At 56.5% G+C, this 10,811-nt stretch carries 8 protein-coding genes; 7 read left to right on the forward strand and 1 reads right to left on the reverse strand.

Annotated elements, in window-relative coordinates; all coding sequences use genetic code 11:
* The first annotated feature begins 12 nt into the window (after positions 1 to 12).
* Both M987_RS13580 and hpxK read left to right on the forward strand, forming a co-directional pair.
* Positions 13 to 1,254, forward strand: a complete 1,242-nt coding sequence (locus M987_RS13580; RefSeq protein ID WP_014069674.1) for a pyridoxal-phosphate-dependent aminotransferase family protein — start codon at positions 13 to 15, stop codon at positions 1,252 to 1,254.
* Positions 1,251 to 2,492 (forward strand): allantoate amidohydrolase, encoded by a 1,242-nt coding sequence (gene hpxK, locus M987_RS13585; protein ID WP_014069675.1) that lies wholly within the window; start codon positions 1,251 to 1,253, stop codon positions 2,490 to 2,492. The genes M987_RS13580 and hpxK overlap by 4 nt, the downstream gene beginning before the upstream one ends.
* Here the strand turns inward: hpxK and M987_RS13590 are convergent.
* Positions 2,489 to 3,604: an ABC transporter ATP-binding protein gene (locus M987_RS13590; protein WP_014069676.1), complete on the reverse strand. Its 1,116-nt coding sequence runs from the start codon at positions 3,602 to 3,604 to the stop codon at positions 2,489 to 2,491. The two genes, hpxK and M987_RS13590, sit on opposite strands and share 4 nt — an antisense overlap.
* Before the next feature lie 320 nt (positions 3,605 to 3,924).
* Between M987_RS13590 and M987_RS13595 the strand changes: the two genes are divergently transcribed.
* The 5 genes from M987_RS13595 to M987_RS13615 all read left to right on the forward strand — a co-directional run bounded on the left by M987_RS13595 (position 3,925) and on the right by M987_RS13615 (position 10,658).
* A complete protein-coding gene (locus M987_RS13595) occupies positions 3,925 to 5,139 on the forward strand; it encodes an extracellular solute-binding protein (RefSeq protein ID WP_014069677.1) in 1,215 nt (404 codons plus the stop codon).
* 127 nt (positions 5,140 to 5,266) lie between these two features.
* Positions 5,267 to 6,502 (forward strand): carbohydrate ABC transporter permease, encoded by a 1,236-nt coding sequence (locus M987_RS13600; protein WP_245551573.1) that lies wholly within the window; start codon positions 5,267 to 5,269, stop codon positions 6,500 to 6,502.
* A gap of 11 nt (positions 6,503 to 6,513) precedes the next feature.
* A complete protein-coding gene (locus M987_RS13605) occupies positions 6,514 to 7,365 on the forward strand; it encodes a sugar ABC transporter permease (RefSeq protein WP_014069679.1) in 852 nt (283 codons plus the stop codon).
* 2 nt (positions 7,366 to 7,367) lie between these two features.
* Entirely contained in the window at positions 7,368 to 8,570 is a 1,203-nt protein-coding gene (locus tag M987_RS13610) for a glycoside hydrolase family 53 protein (RefSeq protein WP_014069680.1), read from the forward strand.
* Positions 8,571 to 8,600: 30 nt separating this feature from the next.
* Positions 8,601 to 10,658, forward strand: a complete 2,058-nt coding sequence (locus M987_RS13615) for a beta-galactosidase (RefSeq protein WP_041162208.1) — start codon at positions 8,601 to 8,603, stop codon at positions 10,656 to 10,658.
* Positions 10,659 to 10,811 lie beyond the last annotated feature (153 nt).

A 10,811-nucleotide genomic window follows, 5' to 3' on the forward strand; every position in this document is an offset into this window, starting at 1 on the left:
AAGGACACAAAGATGGACATCGCCCAATTTCCGCAAATCAATCCACCCCAGCGTCTGCTGATGGGGCCGGGGCCGATCAACGCCGATCCGCGCGTGCTGCGTGCCATGTCGAGCCAGCTGATTGGCCAGTACGATCCGGCCATGACCCACTACATGAATGAGGTGATGGCGCTTTATCGCGGAGTGTTCCGCACCGAAAACCGCTGGACGATGCTGGTGGATGGCACCTCCCGCGCGGGGATTGAAGCGATTCTGGTGTCGGCGATCCGTCCGGGGGACAAAGTGCTGGTGCCGGTGTTTGGCCGCTTTGGCCATCTGCTGTGTGAAATTGCCCGTCGTTGCCGCGCCGAAGTGCACACCATCGAGGTGCCGTGGGGGGAGGTGTTCACGCCGGATCAGGTTGAAGATGCCATCAAACGCGTACGCCCACGTCTGCTGCTGACCGTGCAGGGCGATACCTCAACCACCATGCTGCAACCGCTCGCGGAACTCGGTGCTATTTGCCGCCGTTACGACGTGCTGTTTTACACTGATGCCACCGCATCGCTTGGCGGTAACCCGCTGGAAACCGATGCCTGGGAGCTGGATGCGGTATCGGCAGGGATGCAGAAGTGTCTCGGTGGCCCGTCCGGTACATCGCCCATTACCCTGAGCGCACGGATGGAAGAGGCGATCCGCCGCCGTAAATGCGTGGAAGAGGGCATCCGTACCGATGCCCATCAGCACGGCGTGGATGAGATGGTCTACTCCAACTATTTCGATCTTGGCATGGTGATGGACTACTGGGGCCCGGAGCGCCTGAACCACCACACGGAAGCGACCACCGCGCTGTTCGGCGCGCGCGAATGCGCCCGGCTTATCCTCCAGGAAGGGCTGGATAACGGCATTGCCCGCCACAAACTGCACGGCGATGCACTGCTGAAAGGCATTCAGGCGATGGGGCTGGAAACCTTCGGCGACCTGAAACACAAGATGAACAACGTGCTGGGCGTGGTGATCCCGCAGGGCGTGAACGGCGATCAGGTGCGTAAGCTGATGCTGGAAGATTTCGGTATCGAAATTGGCACTTCGTTTGGCCCGCTGCACGGTAAGGTGTGGCGCATTGGCACTATGGGCTACAACGCCCGCAAAGACTGCGTGATGACGACCCTGAGCGCGCTGGAGTCGGTACTGAATTACCTGAAATTTATCACCACTCAGGGGGCGGCGATGCAGGCTGCGTGGGATCACTACCGCAGCGAGACGGCGCTATGAGTCAAGCGACACGCCAGCAGGCGGCAGACCGTGTGATGGCGCGCGCCGATGCGCTGGCCGCCGTCAGCGAAACCCCGGATGCCCTGACACGGGTGTATCTCTCCACGCAGCATTTACAGGCCAACCAGCTGGTCGGGCAGTGGATGAGCCAGGCGGGCATGACCGTCTGGCAGGACAGCGTGGGCAATATTTGCGGGCGCTATGAGGGCATACAGGAAGGCGCACCGGCGGTATTACTTGGCTCGCATCTGGATACCGTGCGCAACGCCGGGCGATACGACGGGATGCTCGGCGTGCTCACCGCCATTGAAGTGGTGGATAGCCTGCATCAGCAGGGACGGCACCTGGCGCAGGCCATTGAGATTGTCGGCTTTTGCGATGAAGAAGGCACCCGTTTCGGCATTACTCTGCTGGGCAGCCGTGGCCTGACGGGCACCTGGCCTGAGAGCTGGCTCGAAAAATGCGATGCCAGCGGTATCAGCGTGGCGCAGGCAATGGTGCAGGTGGGGCTTGATCCCGCCCGTGTAGCCCTTGCCGCCAGAAATCAAGACGATTTCAGCGCCTATCTGGAGCTGCATATTGAGCAGGGGCCGTGTCTGGAGCAGGCACAGCTGGCGCTGGGCGTGGTGGAAGCCATTAACGGCGCGCGCCGCCTGAACTGCCGCTTTACCGGTGAGGCAGGGCACGCCGGTACCGTACCCATGAGCCATCGTAAAGACGCTCTGGCCGCCGCCGCCGAATGGATGGTCATGACCGAAGGCACCACGCAGCGCCACGGCGGTAATCTGGTAGCGACGGTTGGGGAGTTGCGCTGCTTGCCCGGCGCGGTGAATGTGATCCCCGGTGAGGTCGCGCTGTCTCTGGATATTCGTGGCCCGCAGGATGCTCCGCTGGATATGCTGCTCAACGAATTACTGGCGCAGGCGCAATCAATCGCGACCCGTCGTGGGCTGGATTTCAGCGCCGAGGAGTTTTACCGCATCGCCGCTACGCCGTGCGATGCCCGTTTACAGGCGTTGCTGGGAGAGGCCGTTGAATCGGTCCAGGGGCGCACGCTGTCACTGCCCAGCGGTGCCGGGCATGACGCCATCGCCATGGCGGAGCGCTGGCCCGTGGGTATGTTGTTTGTACGCTGTAAAGGCGGTGTCAGCCATCATCCGGCGGAGTCGGTGATGGCTGAAGATGTCGCGCTGGCGTTTGAGGGGTTTAAGAGGGCGGTTGAGAGGCTGGCGGGTTAGGCCACCGAACGCACCGCATCTTCGATATCGGCACTGACGCGGACATCCTGTTCGTCAAAGACCATGCAGTGACGATCGTCGAAGGCCACATCAATCTTCTGCCACGGGGCGAACTTCACGTCTCCTGGCAGCAAGATTTTAACGTTGTCGTGGCCGTAGCACTGACCAAACAGGTAGGTGTTGTTCCCGAGGCGCTCCACCACTTCACAGTTAAATTCCAGCCCCGTACCCTGGCGAGTGTCGGTGGTCAAATGTTCCGGGCGAATGCCCAGCGTCACCTGGCTTCCTGGCGTCAGCGGGGTGGTGGTCAGGGCCAGCGTCAGCGATTTCTGCTGCGACAGCCGCACGGTCAGCTTGCCCGGTTGCCAGGCCTCTACCGTGGCGGGCAGGAAGTTCATCTTCGGTGAGCCAATAAACCCGGCCACAAACTTGTTAACCGGCTTGTAGTAGAGATCCATTGGCGCACCCATCTGCTCAACCTTGCCGTAGTTCATCACCACGATTTTATCGGCCAGGGTCATGGCTTCAATCTGATCGTGGGTGACATACACCATGGTGGTTTTGAGTTCCTGGTGCAGGCGGGCCAGATGCAGGCGCATCTCAACGCGCAGTTCAGCATCCAGGTTTGAGAGCGGTTCATCGAACATAAACACGCGCGGGTTGCGCACGATGGCCCGGCCGATCGCCACACGCTGCCGCTGGCCGCCGGAGAGCTGCTTCGGTTTACGGTCCAGCAAGTGGGAAAGTTGTAGCGTTTTAGCCACCATCTCCACCTGATGGCGGATCTGATCCTTCGGCACCTTATTCACTTTCAGCCCGTAGCCCATGTTTTCCGCTACCGTCATGTGCGGATAAAGCGCATAGGACTGGAACACCATCGCCACGCCGCGGTGCGACGGGGCGACATCATTCATCACTTCGTTACCAATTAATACTTCCCCGTCGCTGATCTCCTCCAGACCGGCAATCATACGCAGCATGGTCGATTTACCGCAGCCGGAAGGGCCAACAAAAACGGCGAACTCGCCGTCCTCAATGTCAAGATTCACGTTGTGCAAGGTAACGGTGTCGCCAAAGCGTTTGGTGACATTCCTCAATTGTATGTTCGACATCAGTGTTCCCCGAGTAAGTCGCCAGTTATGTTTTACGTATAACAATTATGTTTAACATGGCTGGACGGCGCAATTTGTCTGCACTGACTATAACTTCCAGTATTCACGCGCCCTATATAGATATTCCATTAATGTTATGACGATCACACAACTTACAGTTTTTTGTAGAGTTATCATGATGTGAAGGGTAGCGTATAACAAACCAAATGCATTTGACGTCATACGTACACCATCGGTTTTTACAGGTTGTCCGGCGAAGGTGAGTGATGTTTGAATGCGATAAAAACCATAAATTGTTATACCTTCACATGAGGTTGATAATGAAAAAGAACATACTCGCTGCTCTGATCCTCTCTACGCTCGCGGTGCAGGTCCACGCCACCACGCAGCTTAACGTCTGGGAAGACATCAAGAAGTCGTCCGGTATTAAAGATGCGGTCGCCGATTTTGAAAAACAGTACGACGTGAAGGTTAACGTTCAGGAAACACCTTACGCTCAGCAGCTGGAAAAGCTGCGTCTGGACGGCCCGGCAGGGATTGGCCCGGATGTGCTGGTCATCCCTAACGATCAGCTAGGCGGCGCCGTTGTGCAAGGGTTATTGACCCCCCTAAATCTGGAGGCTAAGCAGACCGAACAGTACACCCCGGCCTCCATCAACGCCTTCAAAATGGATAACGCCCTGTACGGTGTGCCAAAAGCGGTCGAAACGCTGGTGCTTATCTACAACAAGGATTTGATTGATAAACCGCTGAACTCGCTTCAGGACTGGTATGACTTTTCCAAACAGCAGCGCGCGAAAAACCAGTACGGGCTGCTCGCCAAATTTGACCAGATTTATTACAGCTGGGGAGCGATCTCCCCGATGGGCGGCTACATCTTTGGGCAAAACGACAAAGGCGGCTATAACGCCAGCGACGTGGGCCTGAACAAACCGGGCGCGGTAGAGGCCGTCACGTACCTGAAAAAATTCTATGCAGACGATGTCTTCCCGGCGGGGATCGTCGGCGATAACGGCCTGAATGCCATCGACTCCCTGTTTACCGAGAAAAAAGCGGCCGCCGTGATCAACGGCCCGTGGGCGTTCCAGCCGTATGAAGCGGCAGGGATCAACTACGGCGTGGCGCCGCTGCCAACGCTGCCGGACGGTAAGCCTATGAGTTCGTTCCTCGGGGTGAAAGGCTATGTCGTCTCGACCTGGAGCAAAGACAAAGCGCTGGCGCAGAAATTCATCGAATTTATCAATCAGCCTCAGTACGTGAAAACGCGCTACATCGCGACGCGTGAGATCCCACCGCTGACGGCGATGATTGACGATCCGGTTATCAAGAATGACGAGAAAGCCAGCGCCGTGGCGGTGCAGGCTGCGCGCGCCACCGCCATGCCGGGCATTCCTGAAATGGGCGAAGTCTGGGGGCCGGCCAACGCCGCGCTGGAGCTGAGCCTGACCGGTAAACAAGATCCAAAAGCCGCGCTGGATAGCGCAGAAAAACAGGTTCAGATGCAGATCGAAGCCATGCAGGCCAGCAACCAGTAATTTTCTGTTGTCGCAGAACGGGAGTACAGGCTCCCGTTCTTTTTGAAAGGAGTTGTCTGTGAGTATCATCCCGGAAAATTTTGCCAAACCGCGCGCTGCCGGGCGTCACGCCTGGACCGGCCTGCTGATGGCTGTCGTACCCGGCTTCGGTCAGTTCTATCATCGCCAGTGGCTGAAAGGGGTTATCTTCCTGGTGCTGCTTGCCAGCTTTATTGGCGTATTTGCTGATTTTCTGCGTGAAGGGCTGTGGGGGCTGGTGACGCTGGGCGAAGAAGTGCCGCGTGACAACTCCATCTTCCTGCTGGCCGAAGGGATCATCAGCGTCTTAATCGCCGCGTTTGGCGTGATGGTCTGGTATTTGTCGATGCGTGATGCGTGGGTTAACGGCCGTAAACGCGATGAAGGCCTGCCGCTTAACAGCGTGCGCAAACAGTACCAGATGTTGCTGAGCGACGGCTTCCCGTATCTGATGATCACCCCGGGTTTTATCCTGCTGGTGTTTGTGGTGGTTTTCCCCATTCTGTTCGGCTTTGCCATCGCCTTTACCAACTACAACCTCTACCACACGCCGCCGGCGAAGCTGGTGGACTGGGTTGGTTTTAAGAACTTTATCAATATTTTCACGCTCTCCATCTGGCGCTCGACCTTCTTTGACGTCCTCCAGTGGACGGTGGTCTGGACGTTGCTCGCAACCACGCTGCAATGCTCGGTGGGCGTGCTGCTGGCCATCCTGGTGAACCAGAAAGATCTGCGCTTTAAGCCGCTTATCCGCACCATCTTTATTCTGCCGTGGGCGGTGCCGGGCTTTGTCACCATTCTGGTATTTGCCGGGATGTTCAACGACTCCTTCGGGGTGATTAACAATGCGATTCTGGCCTTCTTTGGCATTGCGCCGAAAGCCTGGATGACCGACCCGTTCTGGACCAAAACGGCGCTGATTATGATGCAGACCTGGCTCGGTTTCCCGTTCGTGTTCGCCATGACCACCGGTGTGTTGCAGGCGATCCCTGAAGATCTGTATGAAGCGGCCACCATGGACGGCGCCAGCAGTGCGACCAAGCTGCGCACCATTACGCTGCCGCTGGTGCTGTACTCGATTGCGCCGATCCTTATCACGCAATACACCTTCAACTTCAATAACTTCAACATTATCTATCTGTTTAACAACGGCGGGCCGGCGGTTGTCGGGTCGAATGCGGGTGGGACCGACATTCTGGTGTCGTGGATCTACAAACTGACGATGTCCTCTTCGCAGTACGCGATAGCGGCGACCATCACCATCCTGCTGTCGATTTTCGTCGTCGGCCTGGCGCTGTGGCAGTTCCGCGCCACCAAATCTTTCAAAAACGACGACATGGCGTAAGGGACGTAACAATGGCTCAATCACCAAGTATTAAACGTGAGAAGTGGGTACGCCTCTCGCTCTCCTGGCTGGTTATCGTGCTGGTGTCGACGATCATCATTTATCCACTGGTGTGGACGGTTGGGGCGTCATTCAACGCGGGTAACAGCCTGCTCAGCTCGTCGATAATTCCGGAGAACTTCTCGGTCCAGCATTACGCCGACCTGTTCAACGGCCAGGTGAACTACATGACCTGGTACTGGAACTCGATGAAAATCAGTTTCCTGACCATGGTGCTGACCTTAATCAGCGTCAGTTTTACGGCCTATGCCTTCTCGCGCTTTCGCTTTAAGGGGCGCCAGAATGGCCTGATGCTGTTCCTGCTGTTACAGATGATCCCGCAGTTTTCGGCGCTGATTGCCATCTTCGTGCTGTCTCAGCTTCTGGGGTTAATCAACAGCCATCTGGCACTGGTGCTGATTTACGTCGGCGGCATGATCCCGATGAACACCTATCTGATGAAAGGCTATCTGGACGCCATTCCGAAAGATCTGGATGAATCCGCGCGCATGGACGGGGCCAGTAACTTCCGTATCTTCATCGAGATCATCATGCCGCTGTCCAAACCGATTGTGGCCGTGGTGGCGCTGTTTTCCTTTACCGGGCCGCTGGGGGATTTCATCCTCTCCAGCACCATTTTGCGCACCCCGGACAAATACACCTTACCTATCGGGCTTTATAACCTGGTGGCGCAAAAAATGGGTGCCAGTTACACCACCTATGCGGCAGGCGCGGTACTGATTGCTGTGCCGGTCGCGATCCTCTATCTGGCGTTGCAAAAATACTTCGTCTCTGGCCTGACCTCCGGGAGTACCAAAGGATAATCATGAAAAGACTCAAACCCGCCTTGCTTGCTGTTTGCCTCTCATGTGGCCTTGCCGCGAGTGCTTTTGCCGCGGATGCGGTGAAAACCCGTCCGTTTAACGCCATGCCTGCGGATTTTATTAAGGGCGCGGATATTTCGACCCTGCTGGAAGCAGAACAGCACGGCGCGAAGTTTTATAACCAGAGCGGTCAGCAGCAGGATGCGATAGCGATCCTCAAAGCGAACGGCGTGAACTATGTGCGCCTGCGCTTGTGGGTTGACCCTAAGGATGCCGAAGGCAATACCTACGGTGGCGGCAGCAACAATCTGGAAAACACGATTAAGCTTGCGAAGCGCGTGAAAGCTCAGGGCATGAAGCTGCTCCTTGATTTCCATTACAGCGATTTCTGGACCGATCCGGGTAAACAGTTCAAACCGAAAGCCTGGGAAAAGATGGATTACCCGCAGCTCAAAACGGCTATCCATGACTACACCCGCGACACCATTGCCCGCTTTAAGAAAGAGGGCGTGCTGCCGGACATGGTGCAGATCGGTAACGAAATCAACGGCGGAATGCTGTGGCCAGAAGGGAAAAGCTGGGGGCAGGGCGGCGGCGAGTTTGATCGCCTGGCCGGGCTACTCAACGCCGCCATTGGCGGGATGAAAGAGAACTTGACCGGCGGCGAGCAGGTGAAAATCATGCTGCATCTGGCGGAAGGCACCAAGAATGACACCTTCCGCTGGTGGTTTGATGAAATCACCAAACGCGACGTCCCGTTCGATATTATCGGCCTGTCGATGTACACCTACTGGAACGGCCCGCTTAGCGCGCTCAAAAGCAATATGGATGACATCAGCAAGCGCTATAACAAAGACGTGATCGTGGTGGAAGCGGCCTACGGCTATACGCTGGAAAATTGTGATAATGCCGAAAACAGCTTCCAGGCCAAAGAAGAGAAGGACGGCGGCTATCCGGGCACCGTTCAGGGCCAGTACGATTATATTCACGATTTAATGCAGTCCGTCATCGACGTACCTGACCATCGCGGTAAAGGTATTTTCTATTGGGAGCCGACCTGGATTGCCGTTCCCGGTACCACCTGGGCGACCAAAACCGGTATGAAATATATCCATGATGAATGGAAAGAGGGAAATGCCCGCGAGAATCAGGCGTTATTTGATTGCAAAGGAAAAGTGCTGCCGTCAATAACGGTATTTAAATAGTTTTTAATCTTCATTCAGGATGTTTTTATGATGAATAAATTTGCGCCTTTAAGTTCAAAGGTCGCTGCGTTATTGCATGGCGCCGACTATAACCCGGAGCAATGGGAGAATTATCCCGGTATTATTGAAAAAGATATCGCCATGATGAAGCAGGCGAAATGTAATGTCATGTCGGTCGGGATATTTAGCTGGGCGAAACTTGAACCCCGCGAAGGGGAATATGATTTCGCCTGGCTGGACACTATTATTGAAAAGCTTTATGCGGCGGGTATTCATATTTTCCTGGCGACGCCAACCGGCGCACGCCCGGCATGGATGTCGCAAAAATACCCGGAAGTGCTGCGCGTGGGGCGCAACCGCGTGCCTGCACTGCATGGCGGGCGTCATAACCACTGCATGACGTCTCCGGTGTATCGCGACAAGACGCTGAAAATCAACAGCCTGCTGGCGGAACGCTATTCGCAGCACCCGGCGGTGCTGGGCTGGCATATTTCGAATGAATACGGTGGGGAATGCCACTGTAACCTGTGTCAGGAACGTTTCCGCGACTGGCTGAAGGCGCGCTATAAAACCCTGGATGCCCTGAACCATGCGTGGTGGAGCACCTTCTGGAGCCATACCTACACCGACTGGTCACAGATTGAGTCACCGTCACCGCAGGGAGAGGTGTCGATCCACGGCCTGAACCTCGACTGGCGACGCTTTAATACGGCGCAGGTGACCGATTTCTGCCGCCATGAAGTGGCCCCGCTGAAAGCCGCGAATGCGGAACTGCCGGTGACGACCAACTTCATGGAGTATTTCTACGATTACGACTACTGGCAGCTGGCCGAAGCGATCGACTTTATCTCCTGGGACAGCTACCCGATGTGGCACAGGGAGAAAGACGAAACGCAGCTTGCCTGCTACACCGCCATGTATCACGACATGATGCGCAGCCTGAAGGGCGGCAAACCCTTTGTGTTGATGGAGTCCACGCCGAGCACCACCAACTGGCAGCCGACCAGCAAGCTGAAAAAACCGGGGATGCATATTCTCTCCTCGATGCAGGCGGTGGCCCACGGTGCGGATGCAGTGCAGTACTTCCAGTGGCGCAAGAGCCGTGGGTCGGTGGAGAAATTCCACGGGGCGATTATCGACCACGTGGGTCACCTGGATACCCGCGTCGGACGGGAAGTGACGCGCCTTGGCGAAATGCTTGAACGTTTGCCGGATGTCGTGGGCTGCCGCACTGAAGCCCGGGTGGCGATTATCTTCGACCAGCAAAACCGCTGGGCGCTGGACGATGCCGAAGGGCCGCGGAACAAGGGAATGGAGTACGAGAAAACCGTTAACGAGCACTATCGCCCATTCTGGGAGCAGGGTATCGCGGTGGATATCATTGACGCTGACGGCGATCTCAGCCCGTACGCGCTGGTCATCGCGCCAATGCTTTATATGGTGCGTGAAGGCTTTGCCGAACGTGCAGAGGCCTTTGTCGCTGCGGGCGGGCATCTGGTGACGACCTACTGGAGCGGAGTGGTGAATGAAACGGATCTTTGCCATCTGGGCGGTTTCCCGGGGCCACTGCGTAAGCTGGTAGGGATCTGGGCTGAGGAGATTGATTGTCTGGATGACGGCGAACGTAACCTGGTCCAGGGGCTGGCGGGTAATGCGGCAGGGTTGCAGGGGCCGTATCAGGTTCGTCATCTGTGCGAGCTGATCCACGCTGAGTCCGCGCAGGTGCTGGCGACCTACCGTGATGATTTTTACGCTGGTCGGCCTGCCGTCACGGTGAACCGCTTTGGTAAAGGTAAAGCGTGGCACGTGGCATCGCGCAACGATTTGCCGTTCCAGCGTGATTTCTTCGCCGCCATTATCAACGAGCTGGCGTTGCCACGGGCCATCGACGGCGACTTCCCGCCGGGTGTGGTCGCAACAGCGCGCACGGACGGTGAAACCACCTGGGCGTTTGTGCAGAACTTTACCGCCCAGCAGCAGCTTATTACGTTGCCGCAAGGGTATACCGACTGCATGACAGACGCCGTTGCTACGGGCGATACTGTGCTGCTGGCGTGGGACTGCCGGGTGCTGAAGCGTAAAGCGTAGTTGATTTTCTCCCTCTCCCTGTGGGAGAGGGATCCCCAATAATGTTTGTCTTTATTCAGCGATGACATTACGCCATTGAAATAAAAGACTACTAGCGGCTCCATGGTCCGGCTGAAAATCGCTGAAGCGTTTCCTGTAGGCCGGGGCGAGGCG

Source organism: Enterobacter soli ATCC BAA-2102 (assembly GCF_001654845.1).
Lineage (GTDB): Bacteria > Pseudomonadota > Gammaproteobacteria > Enterobacterales > Enterobacteriaceae > Enterobacter > Enterobacter soli.

Coding starts and splice junctions, on each gene's coding strand:
- M987_RS13615 (WP_041162208.1), top strand. CDS start 8,601: ATGAATAAATTTGCGCCTTTAAGTTCAAAGGTCGCTGCGTTATTGCAT.
- M987_RS13600 (WP_245551573.1), top strand. CDS start 5,267: ATGGCTGTCGTACCCGGCTTCGGTCAGTTCTATCATCGCCAGTGGCTG.
- M987_RS13610 (WP_014069680.1), top strand. CDS start 7,368: ATGAAAAGACTCAAACCCGCCTTGCTTGCTGTTTGCCTCTCATGTGGC.
- M987_RS13590 (WP_014069676.1), bottom strand. CDS start 3,604: ATGTCGAACATACAATTGAGGAATGTCACCAAACGCTTTGGCGACACC.
- M987_RS13580 (WP_014069674.1), top strand. CDS start 13: ATGGACATCGCCCAATTTCCGCAAATCAATCCACCCCAGCGTCTGCTG.
- M987_RS13595 (WP_014069677.1), top strand. CDS start 3,925: ATGAAAAAGAACATACTCGCTGCTCTGATCCTCTCTACGCTCGCGGTG.
- hpxK (WP_014069675.1), top strand. CDS start 1,251: ATGAGTCAAGCGACACGCCAGCAGGCGGCAGACCGTGTGATGGCGCGC.
- M987_RS13605 (WP_014069679.1), top strand. CDS start 6,514: ATGGCTCAATCACCAAGTATTAAACGTGAGAAGTGGGTACGCCTCTCG.